Below are 21,166 nucleotides of genomic sequence, written 5' to 3' on the forward strand. Positions count from 1 at the left end.
GGCGGCGTCAGCGCGAGGGCCAGTGCCACGGCGGGCGGTCAAGCGTCCCCTGTCCGCTGACCCGCGTGCCGCCGCGGCCCGGCTCCAGGCGGTGCAGGAGCGCCCCGGCGGCTGCCAGCGCCTCCGCGAGCGGCTCGGCGTGCGTGACGACCATCACCTGCGTGGTCTCGGATGCGGCGGCGATCAGCTCGGCCAGCGGATGCAGCAGATCGGGGTGCAGGCTCGCCTCGGGCTCGTTGAGCACGATCAGCGGAGGCGGCTCGGGGGCCAGGAGCGCGGCGGCGAGCAGGAGATAGCGCAGCGTGCCGTCGGAGAGCTCTTCGCCCGACAGCGGGCGGAGCAGACCCGGCTGGCGCCACAGCAGGCGGAACCGTCCGTCGTCGGCGGAGATCTCCACGCGGCTGCCGGGGAAGGCGCGGTCCACTTCGGTGTCCAGGCGCGCACCGGCGCCGGATTCGCGCACGGTCTGCCACGCCGCGGCGATGTCGGCTCCGTCATCGGCCAGCCGGCGGGTACGGGTGCCGACCTGCGGCCGGCGGGCCGGTGCCTCCGCGTCGACGCGGAAATGGTCGTAGAAACGCCACTGGGACAGCTGCCGGCGCAGGGCCAGCAGTTCGGGTGCCGCCTCCCCGTCGGCCAGATCCGTGACGACGCTCTCGTAGGCGGACAGATGCTGGTTCAACGTGCGCCACGTGTCCTCGCGCACGCGCGTGACCCCGCGCGACCGGTCGACCAGGAGGGAGGCGGGCTTGGCGACGGGGCCGGAGAACACCTGCTCGCGCTTGATCTCGGGGTCGCGCAGGAACAGGCTGGACTGCTCGGTCTGCGGCAGGCCCAGGTCGACGAGGTATCCGAAGTCCTCCGACGCGAACCCCAGCAGCACCGCCACCGGTCCCCGGCGACGCGTCCCCTCCTCGCCCTGACCGGTCTCGGGGCCCGCCCACACGAGTGACGACAGGCCGCCTTCGCGGGCCACGGCCCCCACGAGGTCGCCGGCGGCCACGGTGGACAGCAGCCGCAGCGCCCGGTACAGGTTCGATTTGCCCGATCCGTTGGGCCCGGTCACCACGGTCAGGCGCTCGAGGGGGAGCACCACGTCACGCAACGAGCGATAGCCGGCGACGGCGAGGGAGGTCAGCACGGGACCATCCTGGCCGAACCCTCCGACACCGCGTGCCCAGGCGGCGGGGCTCGGCGCGGCGCACAGGCGGACGGATTTTGCGGACGGGGTGGGACGGGACTAAGGTCGCCCCATGCTTTCCGCCGGCTTCGCCCCGCTCCCGCTCGGCGGGGGCGCTGTGCGCGTGCGCCGCGACGGCCGCCGACTCTAGGCGACCCCGGAACGCGTCTGCGGCTCGGGTGTCGCCGTCACCGGCCCCGTCGTCCCAGACATAAGGTTGAAGTCATGCCCTATTCGGTCGCCGTCTCCGGCGCATCCGGCTACGCCGGCGGTGAGGTGCTGCGTCTCCTCGCCGAGCACCCCGACGTCCAGATCCGCACAGTCACCGCGCACACCAGTGCCGGCCGCCCGCTGATCGAGCACCAGCCGCACCTGCGCTCGCTCGCCGGCCTCACCCTGCGTGAGACGACGCCCGAGGTGCTCGCCGGCCACGACATCGTCGTGCTCGCACTGCCGCACGGGCAGTCCGCGCAGTACACCGACGCGCTGGCCGAGGTGCCCCTCGTCATCGACGCCGGCGCCGATCATCGCCTGACCGACTCCGCCGACTGGGACCGCTTCTACGGCGGCGCCCACTCCGAAGCGTGGACCTACGGCGTGCCGGAACTCCCGGCGGACGGCGGCAAGCAGCGCGACGCCCTGGTCGGCGCGACGCGGATCGCCGCCCCCGGCTGCAACGCCTCCACGGTGTCGCTGAGCGTCGCGCCCGGAGTCGCCGCCGGCGTCATCGACGCGTCCGACATCGTCAGCGTCCTGGCGGTGGGCCCCAGCGGCGCCGGCAAGAGCCTGAAGACCAACCTCCTGGCCGCCGAGATCCTGGGGTCGGCCAATCCGTATGCGGTGGGCGGGACGCACCGCCACATCCCCGAGATCCGCCAGGCACTGGTGGCCGCCGGGGCGGATGCGGCGGCGGTGCGCGTCTCCTTCACGCCCGTGCTCGTGCCGATGGCCCGTGGGATCCTCGCCACCACGTCGGCGCCGATCGCGCCGGGGACCACCGACGCGCAGATCCGTGACGCGTGGGAGGCGGCCTATGACGGCGAGCCGTTCGTGCACCTCCTTCCCGCCGGCGACTTCCCGCGCACGGCCGATGTGATCGGGGCCAACACGGCGCTCATGGGACTCGCGGTCGACCGCGACGCCAACCGCGTCGTGGTGGTCACCGCCGTGGACAACCTCGTCAAGGGCACGGCGGGAGCCGCCGTGCAGTCGATGAACCTCGCGCTCGGGCTCCCCGAGACGCGTGGACTGAGCGTGAACGGAGTGGCACCGTGAGCGTCACCGCACCGGCCGGATTCGAGGCCGCGGGAGTCGCCGTGGGACTGAAATCCAGCGGCAAGCCCGACGTCGCCGTCGTCGTGAACCGTGGCCCGCTCAAGGTCGGGGCGGCGGTGTTCACCTCCAACCGGGCCAAGGCCAACCCCATCCTGTGGTCCGAGCAGGCCATCGCGGACGGCGTCGTGGAAGCCATCGTGCTCAACTCCGGCGGTGCGAACTGCTTCACCGGCTCCTTCGGATTCCAGACCACGCATCAGACCGCGGAGAAGACGGCAGAACTGCTGGGAGCGGGCGCCGGCGACGTCCTGGTGTGCTCGACCGGTCTGATCGGCACCGGCGACGAGGTGTTCCGCGCCAAGGTGCTCCACGGCGTCGAGGAAGGGATCGCGGCGCTGTCGGGCGACGGGGGAGAGGCCGCGTCGCTGGCGATCATGACCACCGACTCCCGACCCAAGCGCGTCGTGCACAGCGAAGACGGCTGGACGATCGGGGGCATGGCCAAGGGCGCCGGGATGCTGGCGCCGGGCCTGGCGACGATGCTCGTGGTGCTCACCACCGACGCCGTGCTCGATTCCGCCGAGGCGGACGCTGCGCTGCGGCACGCGACGCGCGTGAGCTTCGACCGCCTCGACTCCGACGGGTGCATGTCCACGAACGACCAGGTCAGTCTGCTCGTCAGCGGAGCCAGCGGCATCCGCCCCCAGGCCGAAGCCTTCCGCGAGGCGCTCGCCGCGGTGTGCTTCGACCTCGCCGAGCAGCTGCAGTCCGACGCCGAGGGCGCCAGCCACGACATCCGTATCGAGGTGACCCACGCCGCATCCGAGGACGAGGCCGTCGACGTCGGCCGCTCGGTCGCCCGCAACAACCTCTTCAAAGCCGCGATCTTCGGCAACGACCCCAACTGGGGCCGGGTGCTCGCCGCGATCGGCACGACGACGGCCCGGTTCGACCCGTACGACGTGGACGTGTGGATGAACGGCGTCCGCGTCTGCACCGCGGGGGGCCCGGACCGCCCCCGTGAAGACGTCGACCTGACGCCGCGGGCCACCGACCTCGTGATCGACCTGAAAGCCGGCGATGCGACCGCCGTCATCTTGACCAACGACCTCACGCACGAGTACGTCCACGAGAACAGCGCCTATTCGTCATGACCGGAATCGACATCCAGGACACCGACCCGACCGCCGCGAGCGCGCGGGCAGCCACCCTCGTGGAGTCGCTGCCGTGGCTGCGGCGCTTCCGCGACCAGGTCATCGTGATCAAGTACGGCGGCAACGCCATGGTCAGCGACGAGCTGCAGGACGCCTTCGCCGCCGACATCGCGTACCTCCGGTACGTCGGCGTCCGCCCGGTCGTCGTGCACGGCGGCGGACCGCAGATCTCCTCGATGCTCGATCGCCTCGCCATCCCGAGCGAATTCAAGGGCGGCTACCGTGTCACCTCCACGGAAGCCATCAGCGTCGTCCGCATGGTGCTCACCGGTCAGATCAATCCCCAGCTCGTGGCCAAGGTCAACGCCCACGGCCCGCTGGCGATGGGTCTCAGCGGCGAGGACGCGGGGCTCTTCGGCGGCCGCCGCCGCGGGGTCGTCGTCGACGGCGTCGAGCACGACCTCGGACGCGTGGGCGATGTCGTGTCGGTGGACCCCCAGCCCGTCCTGGACCACCTCGCGGCCGGTCGCATCCCGATCGTCTCCAGCATCGCGCCGGACCTGGATCACCCCGGACATTCCCTCAACGTCAACGCGGATGCCGCGGCCGCCGCGCTCGCGGTGGCCCTGGGGGCGGAGAAGCTCGTCGTCCTCACCGACGTGGCCGGCCTGTACGCCGACTGGCCCAACCGCGAATCGCTCGTGTCCCACCTCACCTCGACGGAGCTGCGCGCGATGATGCCGCAGCTGGAGTCGGGCATGATCCCCAAGATGCAGGCGTGCCTGGATGCCGTGGACGGCGGCGTGCCCACCGCGGCCATCATCGACGGGAGGGTGCCGCATTCGGTGCTCGTGGAACTGTTCACCAGCAAGGGGATCGGAACGGAGGTCGTCGCATGAGCGATGCACCAGTGCTGCCCGGCGATGACAGCGCGTCGTGGCAGGAGGACGCCGGACGTGACCTCGTCCGCAGCTTCGGCGAGCGGATGGCCCTGTTCGTGCGCGGGGAGGGATCCTACGTGTGGGACGACGGGGGGCGACGCCACCTCGACTTCCTCGCCGGGATCGCCGTGGACGCCCTCGGGCACGCCCATCCCGCTTTCGTCGACGCCGTGTCACGGCAGGCGGCGACCCTGGCCCACGTGTCCAACTACTTCGCGACGCCGCCGCAGCTCGCGCTGGCCGCGCGCCTGAAGCGCCTGGCCGGCACCGGTCCGAGCGGCCGGGTCTACTTCGGCAACTCCGGCGCCGAGGCCAACGAAGCCGCCTTCAAGCTCGCCCGCCTGCACGGGGGCCCCGACCGCACCCGCATCCTCACCCTGCACGGCGGGTTCCACGGACGCACGATGGGCACGCTCGCGATGACGGCCAAGCCCGCGCTGCAGGCGGATTTCCTGCCGATGGTGCCGGGAGTCGAGCACATCCCGGCGACCGTGGCGGCGCTGGAGGCGGCCATGGACGACCGGGTCGCCGCGCTCGTGGTCGAACCGATCCAGGGCGAGGCCGGCGTCGTGGAACTGCCCGAGGGGTACCTCCAGGCGGCCAGGGAGCTCACGACCCGTCACGGCGCGCTGCTGATCGTCGATGAGATCCAGACCGGCGCGGGGCGCACGGGGGAGTGGTTCGCCTTCCAGCACGCGGGCATCACGCCCGACGCCATCACCGTCGCCAAGGGCATCGGCGGCGGCTTCCCGATCGGGGCCCTCATCACCTTCGGCGCGGCCAGCGACCTGTTCTACCCCGGCACCCACGGCTCGACGTTCGGCGGCAACGCGCTGGGGACCGCCGTGGCAGGGGCGGTGCTGGCCGAGATCGAGGACGCGGGGCTGCTCGACAACGCGCGCCGTCGCGGCGAGCAGCTGCGCGCCGAGATCTGCGGCATCGGCTCGCCGCTGGTGGCGGGCGTGCGCGGCCAGGGGCTCCTCCTCGGCGTGGCGCTGCGGCATCCGGTCGCCAAGGCCGTCGTCGCCGCCGCCCAGGAGCACGGCCTGATCGTCAACGCCCCCAATGACGACACGATCCGGCTCGTGCCGCCGCTCACGATCGGCGACACCGAGGTCGGCGAGTTCGTCGAGCTGTTCACCGCGTCTTTGGCCACCGTCGCCTCGTCGCTGCTGCTGGAGGATGCCGCCACCGCGGCGAAGGGAGTGCCCGCGTGACCCGTCACCTGCTGCGCGACGATGACCTGAGTCCCGCCGAACAGGCGGAGATCCTGGATCTCGCGATCGAGCTGAAGAAGGACCGCTGGGCGCACAGGCCGCTCGCCGGCCCGCAGACGGTTGCGGTCATCTTCGACAAGTCCTCCACGCGCACGCGCGTGTCGTTCGCGGTCGGGATCGCCGACCTCGGCGGATCCCCGCTGATCATCTCCACCGCGAACAGCCAGCTCGGCGGCAAGGAGACCCCCTCCGACACCGCCCGCGTGCTGGAGCGGCAGGTCGCCGCGATCGTGTGGCGCACCTACGCCCAGGCGGGGCTCGAGGAGATGGCCGCGGGCACGACGGTTCCGGTCGTCAACGCGCTGAGCGATGACTTCCACCCCTGTCAGCTCCTGGCCGATCTGCTCACCATCCGCGAGCACAAGGGCGACCTGGCCGGTCTCACGCTGTCGTTCTTCGGCGACGGGCGCAGCAACATGGCGCACTCGTACGTGCTGGCCGGGGTCACCGCGGGAATGCACGTGCGGGTCGCGTCGCCGGAGGACTACGCGCCGCGGGCGGACGTGCTCGCCGACGCCGACGACATCGCCGCGCGCACGGGCGGGTCGGTCACCCTCTACACCGATGCGAACGAGGCCGCCGCCGGGGCCGACGTCGTGGTGACCGACACGTGGGTGTCGATGGGCAAGGAGGAGGAGAAGCTCGCTCGGCTCCGCGACCTCGGCGCCTACAAGGTGACCTCCGACACCATGGCGATCGCGCGCCCCGATGCGATCTTCATCCACTGCCTCCCGGCCGACCGCGGCTACGAGGTCGACGCCGAGGTGATCGACGGCCCCCAGAGCGTCGTGTGGGACGAGGCCGAGAACAGGCTCCACGCGCAGAAGGCGCTCCTGGTGTGGCTGCTGCGGCAGGGCTGACCGGCTGGATCCGGTCGCGGTGGCGTCGCTTCGACGCCCCGCCCCGCCTCGCGGGCATCGACCTGGCGCGCGGGCTCGCGGTGATCGGGATGATCGCCGCCCACCTCCTCGTGATCGACGCGTTCGACCCCGGCGATCCGGCGACCTGGATCGACGTCGCCAACGGCCGCTCGTCCATCCTCTTCGCCACCCTGGCCGGCGTCTCGATCGCCCTGGTCACGGGTGGGCAGCGTCCTTTCCGCGGCGCGCGGCGCGCTCGCGCCTCGGCGCGCATCGCACTGCGCGCCCTGCTGCTGTGGGCGATCGGGCTCATGCTGGTGGCCACCGGGGTTCCGGTGTACGTCATCCTGCCCGCCTACGCGATCCTGTTCCTGCTGTCGCTGCCCTTCCTGGGGATGCGCCCGCCCGCGCTGTTCCTCCTGGCCGCCGTGGTGGGCGTGGTGATGCCGTTCCCGCAGGCGCTGTGGGACGCCGCGCCGTTCTGGTCGACGCCCGACGGCCTCACGGTGGCGGCGCTGATCGGCTGGCAGTACCCGTTCCCGGTGTGGATCGCCTTCCTGCTGGCGGGGATGGCGATCGGGCGCACCGACCTGCGCTCGCCGCGGACGGCGGCCCTGCTGCTGGCGGCGGGGGCGGCCCTGGCCGCCCTGGGCTACGCTCTGGCGGCGGTGAGCGGGGCCGGCGTCGTGGCGGAGAGCCAGTCGATCCTCGGAGCGGTGTGGACCGCGCGGGCGCACTCCAGCGGAGTGCTGGAGGTGGTGGGCTCCGGTGGATTCGCGATCGCGGTGATCGGCCTGTGCCTGCTCGTGTGCGCCACGGCGCTGCGCTGGGTGGCGGTGCCGCTGCGGGCGGTGGGCTCCATGCCCCTGACCGCGTACGTCGTGCAGCTGGTGGCGTGGGCGGTGGTGGCCGCATCCGTTCTGGGCGCCACGGGCGATCTGTCCGGATTCCGGGCACTGGATCCCTTCTGGCCGATGACGCTGGCGCTGATCCTGGCGTGCACGGCGTGGACGCTGCTGATCGGCCGAGGACCCCTGGAAGCGGTCATCGCGCGCTTGAGCACGTGGGCCGTGCGCGAGCCGGCCAGGGCCGGCGGCGTCGGTAGGCTGGAAGGATGAGCGATCAGACGGGTTCGGGTACGAACGAGGGCGCGCTGTGGGGCGCGCGGTTCGCCGGGGGACCGTCGCCGGAGCTGGCGGCGCTGAGCCGCTCCACCCACTTCGACTGGGATCTCGCGCTGTACGACATCGCCGGATCGCATGCGCACGCCCGCGCGCTCGAGGCCGCCGGGTACCTGACCGCCGACGAGGCGCGCGCCATGCACGCCGGGCTCGATGCGCTCGCCGCCCGCGTCGGGGAGGGCACGCTGCGCGCCGCACCCGAGGACGAGGACGTCCACGGCGCGCTGGAGAACGCGCTCATCGCCGAGGTCGGTCCCGCCCTGGGCGGGAAGCTCCGGGCCGGGCGCAGCCGCAACGACCAGATCGCCACGCTCGTGCGGCTGTACCTGCTCGATCACGGCCGCACGATCGCTCGGGAGGTGCTGCGCCTCATCGACGCGATCGTGGCGCAGGCCGACGCCCACGCGGACGCGGTGATGCCCGGCCGCACCCACCTCCAGCACGCGCAGCCGGTGCTGCTGGCCCATCACCTGCAGGCGTACGGCTGGACCCTCGTCCGGGGGCTCGAGCGCCTGCGCGACTGGTCGGTGCGCGCGTCGGTGTCGCCGTATGGCGGCGGGGCGCTCGCCGGATCGTCGCTGGGACTGGATCCCGAGCTGGTCGCACGCGAGCTCGGGCTGGCCCGCCCGGCGGAGAACTCGCTCGATGGCACCGCATCCCGTGACGTCGTGGCCGAATTCGCCTTCGTCACCGCCATGATCGCCGTCGACCTTTCGCGCTTCGCCGAAGACGTCATCATCTGGAACACCCGCGAGTTCGGTTTCGTCACCCTCGACGACGCGTATTCGACCGGCTCGAGCATCATGCCGCAGAAGAAGAACCCCGACATCGCCGAGCTCGCCCGCGGCAAGGCGGGGCGGCTGATCGGCAACCTCACCGGGCTCCTGGCGACTCTCAAGGGGCTGCCCCTGGCCTACAACCGAGACCTGCAGGAGGACAAGGAGCCCGTCTTCGACAGCGTCCGCACGCTCGAGCTGATTCTGCCCGCCTTCGCCGGGATGATCGCGACGCTGCGCTTCGACACCGCCCGCATGGCGGAGCTCGCCCCCGAGGGATTCTCCCTCGCGACGGATGTGGCCGACTGGCTGGTGCGTCAGGGCGTGCCCTTCCGCGACGCGCACGAGATCTCCGGCTCGCTCGTGCGCGCGTGCGAGGAGCGCGGCATCGGCCTGGACGAGGCACCGGACGAGCTGCTCGCGGAGGTGTCGCCCGCGCTGACCCCGGAGGTGCGCGACGTGCTGACGGTGGCCGGCTCGGTGGCCAGCCGCTCGGGGGTCGGGGGCACCGCGCCCGTGCGCGTGACCGAGCAGCGTCGCGACCTCGTGTCGCGTGCCCAGGCCGTCGCCCACACCCTCGGTCTCTGATAAGCCAAGGGCTGATATTCTTTGATGATCAGCGATATGCTTATGTCATGTCCACCGTGGTCATCGCCGACATCGTCGGCTCCCGCCGGCTGAGCGATCGCGCGGCCGCCCAGGTGGCTCTCGAGGAGACCATCGCGCGCGTGGAGGCGGAGCATCCGTTCGCCGACCGCGCGCTGACGGCCACGGTAGGCGATGAGCTGCAGGGCGTCTACCCCGACCTCACCGCGGCGCTGAAGGGGCTGCTGCTGCTGCAGCTCGCCCTCCCCGACGGCCTGGAGTGCCGCTTCGGGGTGGGCGTCGGCGACATCGAGCCGCTGCCCTCCACGGCGGAGGAGCTCACCGACGGGCCAGGATGGTGGGCCGCGCGCGCCGCGATCGATCGGGTCCACGCGCTGCAGCAGCGCGCCGCGCCCAGCGCGCGCACGTGGGTGGGTGTCGCCGAGGGGGAGGACAATGCCGGTGTGCTCTCCCGTGTCGCCTTCGCCAACGCCTACCTGCTCACGCGCGACCAGCTCGTGGGCGCCATGAGCGAGCGCACGCGACGACTCGTGTACGGGCGCTGCATCGGGCGCACCCAGCGTGCCCTCGCCCACGCGGAGGGGATCACGCAGTCCGCCGTGTCCCAGGCGCTCGCCGGCGCCGGCGCCGGCGCGATCCTCGAAGGCTTCGCCGTCCTGACCGACGGGAGCCCGGCATGATCGTCGCCGGGGTCCTCCTGCTCGCGATCGGCGGCGTGGATCTCCTGCGCCAGTTCCTCCCCGCCGGGCGGCGGGCGGTCGCGTACGTGATCGCCGCCGTCGCGCTGCTGCTGGCGGCGTCGGCTCTGGATGCCGTGCCCGCCGCGATCGGAGCCGCCCTCGCCGCAGCCGTATGGGTTGCGCTCGTCGCGCCGGACGGCGCGCGCCGATCCGGCGTGTGGGCGGCGGCCGTGCTCGCCGTCGTCTGCGCGGCGGCGGTGCTCGCGGTCGGTCCGCGCGCGCACGCCGGGCCCCTCGGCGACGCGTGGCAGCCGGTGGCGCCGTTCGGCCCCGTCTCGGTGGACACGATCGTCGCCGTCGCCGGTGCGACGGTGTTCCTGCTGGAGTCGGGCAACATCGTCGTGCGCTCGGCGCTCCGGCAGGAGGCCGTCGTCCTGCCGACCGGCTCGGGCCTGAAGGGCGGACGGCTCATCGGACCGCTCGAACGCGTGCTCGTCTTCGCCCTGACCCTCGCCGGCGCGTACACGCTCCTGGCCGCCGTGCTCGCGGCGAAGGGGATCGTGCGCTTCCCGGAGATCTCCCGCGACGGCGACTCGGGCGACCGGGCGGAGTACTTCCTCGTCGGAAGCCTCGCCAGCTGGGCGTGCGCCCTGGCCGCGGCGGCGCTCGTGTGGTGGGGCGCCGCCCCGCTGATAACCTGAACCGCGTGCCCAGCCCCGCCACCGACACCGCCGTGAGCGCTCTCGCCCCCGCCAACGACCAGACGTTCGACAACGTGTGGGACGAACTCCTGTGGCGCGGTCTCGTGCACGTGTCCACGGATGCCGAGTCCCTGCGCGAGCTGCTGGGCGGACCCCCGATCGTCTTCTACTGCGGATTCGATCCGACCGCCCCGAGCCTGCACCTGGGCAACCTCGTGCAGCTGCTCACCATGCGGCGCCTGCAGCTGGCGGGACATCGCCCGCTCGGTCTCGTCGGCGGATCGACCGGTCTGATCGGCGACCCGCGCCCCTCCGCCGAACGCACGCTCAACACCAAGGAGACCGTGTCGGAGTGGGTCGGTTCGCTCCGGACCCAGGTCGAGCGGTTCCTGAGCTTCGAGGGGGAGAGTGCCGCGCGCATCGTCAACAACCTCGACTGGACCGCGCCGATGAGCGCCATCGACTTCCTACGCGAGATCGGCAAGCACTACCGCGTGGGCACGATGCTGAAGAAGGACGCCGTCGCGGCGCGGCTGAACTCCGAGGCCGGCATCAGCTACACCGAGTTCAGCTACCAGATCCTGCAGGGTCTGGACTACCTCGAGCTGTTCCGTGCGTACGGGTGCGTGCTGCAGACCGGTGGCAGCGATCAGTGGGGCAACCTCACCAGCGGTGTCGACCTCATCCACCGGGTCGAGGGCGCCTCGGTGCACGCCCTCGGCACGCCGCTGATGACGAACGCCGACGGGTCGAAGTTCGGCAAGAGCGAAGGCAACGCGATCTGGCTGGATCCGCAGATGTGCAGCCCGTACGCGTTCTACCAGTTCTGGCTCAACACCCTCGACGCCGACGTGATCACGCGCCTGAAGGTCTTCACGTTCCTCACCCGCGAGGAGATCGCCGAGTACGAGCGGCTCGTCCGGGACGAGCCCTTCCGCCGTGCGGCCCAGCGGCGTCTCGCGCGGGAGGTGACCGTCTTCGTGCACGGCGAGGAAGCCGCGGCGGCGGTGGCCGCGGCATCCGACGCGCTCTTCGGGCAGGGCGATCTGGCGACGCTGGATGCCGCCACGCTGCGCAGCGCGCTGGAGGAGCTCCCGCATGCCCGCGTGACGCGGGGTACATCCGTCGTGGAGGCGCTGCAGTCCACGGGGCTCGTCTCCAGCGCCAGCGAAGCGCGACGGGCGATCGGCCAGGGCGGCGTGTCGCTGGACGGCGCGCGCGTGACCGCCGAAGACGCGGTCGTGGCGGGCACTCTCCCCGGGGGAGTGTCGGTGCTGCGACGGGGAAAGAAGACCCTCGCGGGCGTCTTCCTGGACTGACTCGCTCCGATGCCCCTCACGCCGAGCCACGCCGTCGTGGCGCTGGCGTTCGTGCGGACGCCGCTCGTGCCGGCCGCGATCGCGGTGGGGGCGATGACGCCCGACCTTCCGCTGTTCGTCCGTGTCGTCGTCCCCGGCTACGGCGTGACCCATGACCTCGCCTGGCTTCCGGTCACCGTCGCGCTCGCCCTCGGCCTGCTGCTGATCTGGCGGATGCTGCTGCGCCCGGCGGTGCGGGAGCTTGCTCCCCGGGCGGTCGCCGCGCGGCTGCCCCGGCGATGGGACGCCTCGGCGGCGGACGGGCTGCGCGAGACCCTCGCCGTCGGCGCGAGCGGCGTCTCGTGGCCGGCGCTCGGGCTGGTCGTGCTCTCGCTCGCGATCGGCGTCGTCACGCACGTGGGGTGGGACCTGTTCACGCACGCGGGACGTGGAGGCGTGGATGTCGTGCCCGTCCTGGCCCAACGGTGGGGACCGCTCCCCGGGTACACGTGGCTGCAGCACGGCTCGAGCGTCCTGGGTCTGGCGATCCTCGCGGCGTGGGGTCTCGGGTGGCTGTCGCGTCGGCGTCCCGCGCCGGTCGATCGCGTCCTGCCGGCGGCGCTGCGCCTGGCGTGGTGGGTGTCGTTGCCGGTCGTGCTGATCAGCGCGTGGCTGGTCGGGCTCGCCGTCCTCGGGCCCCTGGACGCGGACTTCACCGCCGCGCATCTGGCGTATCGCGTGCTTCCGCCCGCGTGCGCCGTGTGGGGGCTGGCCACCGCCGCGCTGTGCGCCGGGATCCTCGTGCGGCGCCGCGCCGGAGCGTCGCGCTGAACTCCACGGCGCCCGCGGAAACACGCGCGACACGCCAGGGATGCACGCGATTTGCCGAGTCCGCGCATCCCGCGTAATCTCTTACTTGTTCGCCCCACAGGGGAGAGCGGAGAGGCCGGAAGGCCCCGCTTCCTCTCAAGCGGAGAACCACCCCCAACCTCACACCACCTTGAGTGTGACGACCTCCGGGTCTAGGATGGGGTTTCCCCCCGCCGCAAGGCTTGATCATCGACACTTCGGTTCCGATCGGAACGAATGAAGTGCTGGCGCGTCAGGCTCACGGGGTGGGGTAAGGTAGAGAAGTTGCCCTGCGGGCGAGGCTGAGAGGCTGAGTAGCAGGAGCATCCGATCCTTGAGAACTCAACAGCGTGCACTTGTCAAATGCCAAAAAACCTCGCGGTCAGCTTTGCTGGCCGGTGAGATTCTTTTGAGATTAAACGGATAAATGTCAGTAATGACATCCGATCGTCAGATCAAGCTCGCTCTGCCGAACCTATTCCGGTTCGGTGGTAGCAAAATTCTTTTACGGAGAGTTTGATCCTGGCTCAGGATGAACGCTGGCGGCGTGCTTAACACATGCAAGTCGAACGGTGAAGGGGAGCTTGCTCCCTGGATCAGTGGCGAACGGGTGAGTAACACGTGAGCAACCTGCCCCGGACTCTGGGATAACAGTTGGAAACAGCTGCTAATACCGGATACGAGCTGCGACCGCATGGTCAGCAGCTGGAAAGATTTTTCGGTCTGGGATGGGCTCGCGGCCTATCAGCTAGTTGGTGAGGTAATGGCTCACCAAGGCGTCGACGGGTAGCCGGCCTGAGAGGGTGACCGGCCACACTGGGACTGAGACACGGCCCAGACTCCTACGGGAGGCAGCAGTGGGGAATATTGCACAATGGGCGGAAGCCTGATGCAGCAACGCCGCGTGAGGGATGACGGCCTTCGGGTTGTAAACCTCTTTTAGCAGGGAAGAAGCGAAAGTGACGGTACCTGCAGAAAAAGCGCCGGCTAACTACGTGCCAGCAGCCGCGGTAATACGTAGGGCGCAAGCGTTATCCGGAATTATTGGGCGTAAAGAGCTCGTAGGCGGTTTGTCGCGTCTGCTGTGAAAACCCGAGGCTCAACCTCGGGCCTGCAGTGGGTACGGGCAGACTAGAGTGCGGTAGGGGAGATTGGAATTCCTGGTGTAGCGGTGGAATGCGCAGATATCAGGAGGAACACCGATGGCGAAGGCAGATCTCTGGGCCGTAACTGACGCTGAGGAGCGAAAGGGTGGGGAGCAAACAGGCTTAGATACCCTGGTAGTCCACCCCGTAAACGTTGGGAACTAGTTGTGGGGGCCATTCCACGGTCTCCGTGACGCAGCTAACGCATTAAGTTCCCCGCCTGGGGAGTACGGCCGCAAGGCTAAAACTCAAAGGAATTGACGGGGACCCGCACAAGCGGCGGAGCATGCGGATTAATTCGATGCAACGCGAAGAACCTTACCAAGGCTTGACATATAGAGGAAACGGCTGGAAACAGTCGCCCCGCAAGGTCTCTATACAGGTGGTGCATGGTTGTCGTCAGCTCGTGTCGTGAGATGTTGGGTTAAGTCCCGCAACGAGCGCAACCCTCGTTCTATGTTGCCAGCACGTAATGGTGGGAACTCATGGGATACTGCCGGGGTCAACTCGGAGGAAGGTGGGGATGACGTCAAATCATCATGCCCCTTATGTCTTGGGCTTCACGCATGCTACAATGGCCGGTACAAAGGGCTGCAATACCGTAAGGTGGAGCGAATCCCAAAAAGCCGGTCCCAGTTCGGATTGAGGTCTGCAACTCGACCTCATGAAGTCGGAGTCGCTAGTAATCGCAGATCAGCAACGCTGCGGTGAATACGTTCCCGGGTCTTGTACACACCGCCCGTCAAGTCATGAAAGTCGGTAACACCTGAAGCCGGTGGCCCAACCCTTGTGGAGGGAGCTGTCGAAGGTGGGATCGGTAATTAGGACTAAGTCGTAACAAGGTAGCCGTACCGGAAGGTGCGGCTGGATCACCTCCTTTCTAAGGAGCATCTGGCACCCTTTGGGGTGTCCAGGCGCCAGATCGAGACGAATGTTCTCGCTGGTAGCTCATGGGTGGAACATTTGATGGGGTGCCGATCGGGTCGCCTGGTTTTGAGTACGCTGCTTGCAGCTGGAAAAGTACTGGGTGGGTTGGCCGGCACATGCACGCTGTTGGGTCCTGAGGGACCGGGTGCGGTTTTATACCGCAGCTGAACCTCTGGGCCTTTTTCTGTTGCCGTGTTTGCGGTGGCGGGGGAGGGTACCGCCCGTACTTTGAGAACTACACAGTGGACGCGAGCATCTTTGAACTGACTTCGGTCAGTTCTCATAGATGATCTTAAAGATCATTAGTCAATTTCGAGCCGGACTTTGTCCGGACCGATTCTTTGATAAAACTCATGTGATTTCAAGTCTTTAAGAGCAAACGGTGGATGCCTTGGCATCTGGAGCCGAAGAAGGACGTAGCAATCTGCGATAAGCCTCGGGGAGTGGATAAGCACACTTCGATCCGAGGATTTCCGAATGGGGAAACCCCGCTGGGCGGCGTGCCGACCCAGTGACTCCCGCCTGAATATATAGGGCGGGTAGAGGGAACGTGGGGAAGTGAAACATCTCAGTACCCACAGGAAGAGAAAGCAACCGCGATTCCGTTAGTAGTGGCGAGCGAAACCGGAACAGGCTAAACCGAGTACGTGTGATATCCGGCAGGAGTTGCGTATTCGGGGTTGTGGGACTTTTCAGACAGTTCTGCCGATCTGTCGGCGTTACAAGAAGGTATAGACGAACGGTCTTGAAAGGCCGGTCATAGAGGGTGCGAACCCCGTAGTCGAAATGCCTCTCTTGACGCGAAGAGTATCCCAAGTAGCACGGGGCCCGAGAAATCCCGTGTGAATCTGTCAGGACCACCTGATAAGCCTAAATACTCCCAGATGACCGATAGCGGACAAGTACCGTGAGGGAAAGGTGAAAAGTACCCCGGGAGGGGAGTGAAATAGTACCTGAAACCGTTTGCTTACAAACCGTTGGAGCAGCCATAGCAGCTGTGACAGCGTGCCTTTTGAAGAATGAGCCTGCGAGTTAGCGATACGTGGCGAGGTTAACCCGAGTGGGGTAGCCGTAGCGAAAGCGAGTCTGAATAGGGCGATTCAGTCGCGTGTCCTAGACCCGAAGCGAAGTGATCTATCCATGGCCAGGTTGAAGCGACGGTAAGACGTCGTGGAGGACCGAACCCACTTAGGTTGAAAACTGAGGGGATGAGCTGTGGATAGGGGTGAAAGGCCAATCAAACTTCGTGATAGCTGGTTCTCTCCGAAATGCATTTAGGTGCAGCGTTGCGTGTTTCTTGCCGGAGGTAGAGCTACTGGATGGCCGATGGGCCCCAAAAGGTTACTGACGTCAGCCAAACTCCGAATGCCGGTAAGTGAGAGCGCAGCAGTGAGACTGTGGGGGATAAGCTTCATAGTCGAGAGGGAAACAACCCAGACCACCAACTAAGGTCCCTAAGCGCGTGCTAAGTGGGAAAGGATGTGGAGTTGCTTAGACAACCAGGAGGTTGGCTTAGAAGCAGCCACCCTTGAAAGAGTGCGTAATAGCTCACTGGTCAAGTGATTCCGCGCCGACAATGTAACGGGGCTCAAGCACGCCACCGAAGTTGTGGCATTGACATTATTGGTAGGCCTTCGTGGTCCAGCCGTGTTGATGGGTAGGAGAGCGTCGTGTGGCCAGCGAAGCGGCGGTGTGAACCAGCCGTGGAGGCCACACGAGTGAGAATGCAGGCATGAGTAGCGAAAGACATGTGAGAAACATGTCCTCCGAAAGACCAAGGGTTCCAGGGTCAAGCTAATCTTCCCTGGGTAAGTCGGGACCTAAGGCGAGGCCGACAGGCGTAGTCGATGGACAACGGGTTGATATTCCCGTACCGGCGAAGAACCGCCCAAGCTAATCCAGTGGTGCTAAGAGTCCTAACCAGGAATGGATGGATCCCTTCGGGGTGAAGCCGTCTTGGCGAACGCTCGACCCCATGCTGGTGCGGTTAGCGTATTAACAGGTGTGACGCAGGAAGGTAGCCCAAGCCAGGCGATGGTTGTCCTGGTGCAAGTGCGTAGGCCGAGTGATAGGCAAATCCGTCACTCATTAAGGCTGAGACACGATGCGGATGAAAAGTGGGTGATCCTATGCTGCCAAGAAAAGCATCGACGCGAGGTTCAAGCCGCCCGTACCCCAAACCGACTCAGGTGGTCAGGTAGAGAATACCAAGGAGATCGAGAGAATCGTGGTTAAGGAACTCGGCAAAATGCCCCCGTAACTTCGGGAGAAGGGGGGCCTTCGGCGTATTAGGACTTGCTCCGAAAGCGTTTGGAGGCCGCAGAGACTAGTGGGTAGCGACTGTTTACTAAAAACACAGGTCCGTGCCAAGTCGCAAGACGATGTATACGGACTGACGCCTGCCCGGTGCTGGAAGGTTAAGAGGACCGGTTAGCCGCAAGGCGAAGCTGAGAATTTAAGCCCCAGTAAACGGCGGTGGTAACTATAACCATCCTAAGGTAGCGAAATTCCTTGTCGGGTAAGTTCCGACCTGCACGAATGGCGTAACGACTTCCCAACTGTCTCAACCGCGAACTCGGCGAAATTGCATTACGAGTAAAGATGCTCGTTACGCGCAGCAGGACGGAAAGACCCCGTGACCTTTACTACAGCTTGGTATTGGTGTTCGGTGTGGCTTGTGTAGGATAGGTGGGAGACTGTGAAGCATGGACGCCAGTTCATGTGGAGTCATTGTTGAAATACCACTCTGGTCACTCTGGATATCTAACTTAGAACCGTAATCCGGTTCAGGGACAGTGCCTGGTGGGTAGTTTAACTGGGGCGGTTGCCTCCCAAAAAGTAACGGAGGCGCCCAAAGGTTCCCTCAACCTGGTTGGCAATCAGGTGGCGAGTGTAAGTGCACAAGGGAGCTTGACTGTGAGACTGACAGGTCGAGCAGGGACGAAAGTCGGGACTAGTGATCCGGCAGTGGCTTGTGGAAGCGCTGTCGCTCAACGGATAAAAGGTACCTCGGGGATAACAGGCTGATCTTGCCCAAGAGTCCATATCGACGGCATGGTTTGGCACCTCGATGTCGGCTCGTCGCATCCTGGGGCTGGAGTAGGTCCCAAGGGTTGGGCTGTTCGCCCATTAAAGCGGTACGCGAGCTGGGTTTAGAACGTCGTGAGACAGTTCGGTCCCTATCCGCTGCGCGCGTAGGAAGTTTGAGAGGATCTGACCCTAGTACGAGAGGACCGGGTTGGACGAACCTCTGGTGTGTCAGTTGTTCCGCCAGGAGCACCGCTGATTAGCTACGTTCGGGATGGATAACCGCTGAAAGCATCTAAGCGGGAAGCCGGCCTCAAGATGAGACTTCCATGCCTTCGGGCGAGAGGCTCCCAGCCAGACTACTGGGTTGATAGGCCGGATGTGGAAGCGTGGCAACACGTGAAGCTGACCGGTACTAATAAGCCGATGACTTGATAACACACCGTTTTTGGTGCTTGCGTCCACTGAGTGGTTCCCGATGTACGGTCGGGAACAACAACACAACATAGAACTACGTTTGTGTACGACTGAAACATCAATAGTGTTTCGGCGGCCATAGCGTGAGGGAAACGCCCGGTTACATTCCGAACCCGGAAGCTAAGCCTCACAGCGCCGATGGTACTGCAGGGGGGACCCTGTGGGAGAGTAGGACACCGCCGGACTTCTTCCGAGAAATGGCCACCCAACGCTGGGTGGCCATTTCGCGTTTACAGACCTGTTTTCGGGTGACGAGAAGGAGAAACCAGTGGCGACGGACGACCGCGACGACCGCGACGATCGCAAAGCGCGCGACGCGCGTGCTCGCGGAGGCGACCGAGGTTCTCAGGGGCACTCGCGGCCTCGTCAGGACGGAGCGGGTTCGTCGGACCGGAGCCGCGGCGACCGGCCGAATCGCGCGTCCGGGGATCGGCCGTATCGCCCGTCGGGTGACCGTCCGGATCGCGGCTCCGGGGATCGTCCGTACCGCCCGTCGGGTGAGCGGCCGGATCGCGCGTCGGGTGATCGTCCCAACCGCGGCTCCGGGGATCGTCCGTACCGCCCGTCGGGTGAGCGTCCGGATCGCGGCGCCGGCGATCGTCCGTACCGCCCGTCGGGTGAGCGGCCGTATCGCCCGTCGGGTGACCGTCCGGATCGCGGCTCCGGGGATCGTCCGTACCGCCCGTCTGGGGATCGACCCAACCGCGGCGCCGGCGACCGCCCCTACCGCCCAACGGGTGAACGGCCGGATCGCGCGTCGGGTGATCGTCCCAACCGCGGCTCCGGGGATCGTCCGTACCGCCCGTCGGGTGAGCGCCCGAACCGGGCGTCCGGCGACCGCCCCTACCGCCCGTCGGGCGAGGGCGACCGGCGCCGCGACTTCGGTGGCAGCCGCACCCCCGCGCCCCGCCGTGGCGGCGAAGCACCGCGCCGCGGTGATGACCGGCGACCGCCACGGCCCATCCCGACCAGTGACGAACGCCGCGCACGCGTAGCCGAGCCGCCGCTGCCCGAGGAGATCACGGCACGCGATCTGGCAGCGCCCGCCCGCAACGAGCTGAAGACGCTGAGCAAGGAGAACGCCGAGCACGTCGCGCGCCACCTCGCGATGGCCGCCAAGCTCATCGACGAAGACCCCGCGCTCGCCCACGAGCACGCCCTCGCCGCCACGCGCCGTGCCGGCCGCGTCGCGGTCGTGCGCGAGACCGCGGCCATCACCGCGTACGCGGTCGGTGACTTCGCGCTGGCGCTGCGGGAACTGCGCACCTACCGCCGGATCTCCGGACGGGACGACCAGATTCCCCTCATCGTCGACAGCGAACGGGGAGTGGGCCGCCCGGATCGTGCGCTCGAGGTCGGCCGGTCCGTCGACCGCTCCACGCTGCCGGTGCCGGTGCGCGTGGAACTGGCGATCGCGATGTCGGGCGCACGCCTGGATCTCGGGCAGGCGGAGGCGGCGCTGCGGGAGCTCGACATCCCCGAGCTCGATCCCGACCGCGCGTTCGAGTGGAGCCCCGGCCTCTTCGCCGCGCGCGCGACCGTACTGGAAGAGCTCGGGCGCGACGAGGAGGCGGCACAGTGGTACGCCCGTGCCCAGGTCGCCGAAGACGCGCTGGACGCGGCCACCGGTGTCGCCGACCGCGAAGTGATCGTCGTGGAAGACGTCGACGAGGACGAGGACGAGGACGAGGACGCCGCATCCAGCCCCGGCGACGCGGAAGAGCCCGCAGTGGGGGACGACGCGGAGCACGATCGATGATCGGGCGCCGGAAGCCTGCGCTGGGGGCGGCGCCCCTGGACGGCGTCGACGTCGTCCTCGCCGACCTCGACGGGGTCGTCTACGCCGGTCCGGGAGCCATCCCGCACGCGGTGGAGAGCCTCAACCGTGCCGCACGGGAAGGGCGCCGGCTCGGCTACATCACCAACAACGCCTCGCGCACCGACGCGGCCGTCGCAGCCCATCTGACCGAACTGGGTCTCACCGTTCGCCCCGACGAGGTCGTCACGAGCCCCCAGGCGGCGATGCGCCTCCTGCGGGGCATCGTGCCGCCACCGGCCACCATCCTCGTCGTGGGCGGAGAGGGCCTGGTCGTCGAGGTGGAGAAGGCCGGATACACCGTCACGCGCAGCGCCGACGACGCCCCGGCCGCCGTCGTGCAGGGGTTCGCGCCGGAGGTCGGCTGGATGCAGCTGGCCGAAGCCGCGTACGCGCTGCAGACTCCGGAGGACGAAGGCGGCATCCCCTGGATCGCCACCAACACCGACTGGACGATCCCGCAGGCGCGCGGGGTGGCGCCGGGAAACGGCACGCTCGTGTCCGCCGTGCACACCGCTGTGGGGCGCCTGGCCACCGTCGCGGGCAAACCCGAGACGCCGATCTTCACCGAGGCGGTCGCCCGGTTCGGCGCGGATTCGCCTTTGTTCATCGGCGATCGGCTCGACACCGACATCCAGGGTGCGTCGCGGGCGGGGATCCCCTCCGCGCTCGTGCTGACCGGCATCGACCGTCCGAAGCACCTTCTGGCGGCCCCGCCGGACGCCCGCCCGGAGTTCATCGTGAGTGATCTGCGCGAACTGTTCGAGCCGTACCCCGAGACCCTCGTGCGGGGAGAGCGGACCACCGTCGGCCGGTCGGTGGTGGAGATCGATGGCCCAGACCTGCGGATCGTGGACGAAGGCGACCGGCAGATCGACCTCGTGCGAGCCGCGACGGCGGCGGTGTGGTCGTCTGGACGTGCGATCTTCGGGTTCCGAGTGCCTGAACGCCTGTATGCCGACCCGTTCTGGCGCGTGTAGGTCGTTACGATAGCCG

The 21,166-nt window shown here is 67.8% G+C and carries 14 protein-coding genes and 3 rRNA genes; 16 read left to right on the forward strand and 1 reads right to left on the reverse strand.

Going from position 1 to position 21,166, the window contains the following annotated elements; genetic code table 11:
* Positions 1–7 precede the first annotated feature (7 nt).
* Positions 8–1,141, reverse strand: a complete 1,134-nt coding sequence (locus tag F6J85_RS06035) for an AAA family ATPase (RefSeq protein ID WP_150924246.1) — start codon at positions 1,139–1,141, stop codon at positions 8–10.
* 264 nt (positions 1,142–1,405) lie between these two features.
* Between F6J85_RS06035 and argC the strand changes: the two genes are divergently transcribed.
* From argC to F6J85_RS06120, 16 genes are all read left to right on the forward strand, one after another.
* Positions 1,406–2,455 carry an N-acetyl-gamma-glutamyl-phosphate reductase gene (argC, locus tag F6J85_RS06040; RefSeq protein ID WP_150924247.1) on the forward strand — a complete coding sequence of 350 codons (1,050 nt, stop codon included), beginning with the start codon at positions 1,406–1,408 and terminating at the stop codon, positions 2,453–2,455.
* Positions 2,452–3,609 carry a bifunctional glutamate N-acetyltransferase/amino-acid acetyltransferase ArgJ gene (argJ, locus tag F6J85_RS06045; protein WP_150924248.1) on the forward strand — a complete coding sequence of 386 codons (1,158 nt, stop codon included), beginning with the start codon at positions 2,452–2,454 and terminating at the stop codon, positions 3,607–3,609. The genes argC and argJ overlap by 4 nt, the downstream gene beginning before the upstream one ends.
* Positions 3,606–4,508, forward strand: a complete 903-nt coding sequence (argB, locus tag F6J85_RS06050) for an acetylglutamate kinase (protein WP_150924249.1) — start codon at positions 3,606–3,608, stop codon at positions 4,506–4,508. The genes argJ and argB overlap by 4 nt, the downstream gene beginning before the upstream one ends.
* Positions 4,505–5,767 (forward strand): acetylornithine transaminase, encoded by a 1,263-nt coding sequence (locus F6J85_RS06055; protein WP_150924250.1) that lies wholly within the window; start codon positions 4,505–4,507, stop codon positions 5,765–5,767. Before argB ends, F6J85_RS06055 begins: the two co-directional genes overlap by 4 nt.
* Entirely contained in the window at positions 5,764–6,687 is a 924-nt protein-coding gene (argF, locus tag F6J85_RS06060) for an ornithine carbamoyltransferase (protein WP_150924251.1), read from the forward strand. Before F6J85_RS06055 ends, argF begins: the two co-directional genes overlap by 4 nt.
* On the forward strand, positions 6,666–7,805 hold the full coding sequence (locus tag F6J85_RS06065; protein WP_238707075.1) for a heparan-alpha-glucosaminide N-acetyltransferase domain-containing protein: 1,140 nt from the start codon (positions 6,666–6,668) through the stop codon (positions 7,803–7,805). The genes argF and F6J85_RS06065 overlap by 22 nt, the downstream gene beginning before the upstream one ends.
* Positions 7,802–9,232, forward strand: coding sequence for an argininosuccinate lyase (argH, locus tag F6J85_RS06070; RefSeq protein WP_150924252.1), 1,431 nt, complete (start codon positions 7,802–7,804; stop codon positions 9,230–9,232). Before F6J85_RS06065 ends, argH begins: the two co-directional genes overlap by 4 nt.
* A gap of 47 nt (positions 9,233–9,279) precedes the next feature.
* Positions 9,280–9,930, forward strand: a complete 651-nt coding sequence (locus F6J85_RS06075; RefSeq protein ID WP_150924253.1) for a SatD family protein — start codon at positions 9,280–9,282, stop codon at positions 9,928–9,930.
* A complete protein-coding gene (locus tag F6J85_RS06080; protein ID WP_150924254.1) occupies positions 9,927–10,631 on the forward strand; it encodes a hypothetical protein in 705 nt (234 codons plus the stop codon). Before F6J85_RS06075 ends, F6J85_RS06080 begins: the two co-directional genes overlap by 4 nt.
* 5 nt (positions 10,632–10,636) lie before the next feature.
* Complete coding sequence (gene tyrS / locus F6J85_RS06085) at positions 10,637–11,950, forward strand: tyrosine--tRNA ligase (protein WP_224793624.1); 1,314 nt, start codon at positions 10,637–10,639, stop codon at positions 11,948–11,950.
* A 9-nt stretch (positions 11,951–11,959) separates the two neighbouring features.
* Positions 11,960–12,760: a DUF4184 family protein gene (locus F6J85_RS06090; RefSeq protein WP_150924255.1), complete on the forward strand. Its 801-nt coding sequence runs from the start codon at positions 11,960–11,962 to the stop codon at positions 12,758–12,760.
* 522 nt (positions 12,761–13,282) lie between these two features.
* Positions 13,283–14,803: ribosomal RNA gene (locus F6J85_RS06095) — 16S ribosomal RNA — on the forward strand.
* 406 nt (positions 14,804–15,209) lie between these two features.
* Positions 15,210–18,316: ribosomal RNA gene (locus F6J85_RS06100) — 23S ribosomal RNA — on the forward strand.
* 106 nt (positions 18,317–18,422) lie between these two features.
* Positions 18,423–18,539 (forward strand): 5S ribosomal RNA (gene rrf / locus F6J85_RS06105).
* The 16S, 23S and 5S rRNA genes sit together here, the layout of an rRNA operon.
* 923 nt (positions 18,540–19,462) lie before the next feature.
* Positions 19,463–20,113: a hypothetical protein gene (locus F6J85_RS06115; RefSeq protein ID WP_191906765.1), complete on the forward strand. Its 651-nt coding sequence runs from the start codon at positions 19,463–19,465 to the stop codon at positions 20,111–20,113.
* On the forward strand, positions 20,110–21,150 hold the full coding sequence (locus F6J85_RS06120; protein ID WP_150924256.1) for an HAD-IIA family hydrolase: 1,041 nt from the start codon (positions 20,110–20,112) through the stop codon (positions 21,148–21,150). The genes F6J85_RS06115 and F6J85_RS06120 overlap by 4 nt, the downstream gene beginning before the upstream one ends.
* The last annotated feature ends 16 nt before the right edge of the window (positions 21,151–21,166 follow it).

The sequence above is a fragment of the Microbacterium lushaniae genome, assembly GCF_008727775.1.
GTDB classification, from domain to species: Bacteria; Actinomycetota; Actinomycetes; order Actinomycetales; family Microbacteriaceae; genus Microbacterium; species Microbacterium lushaniae.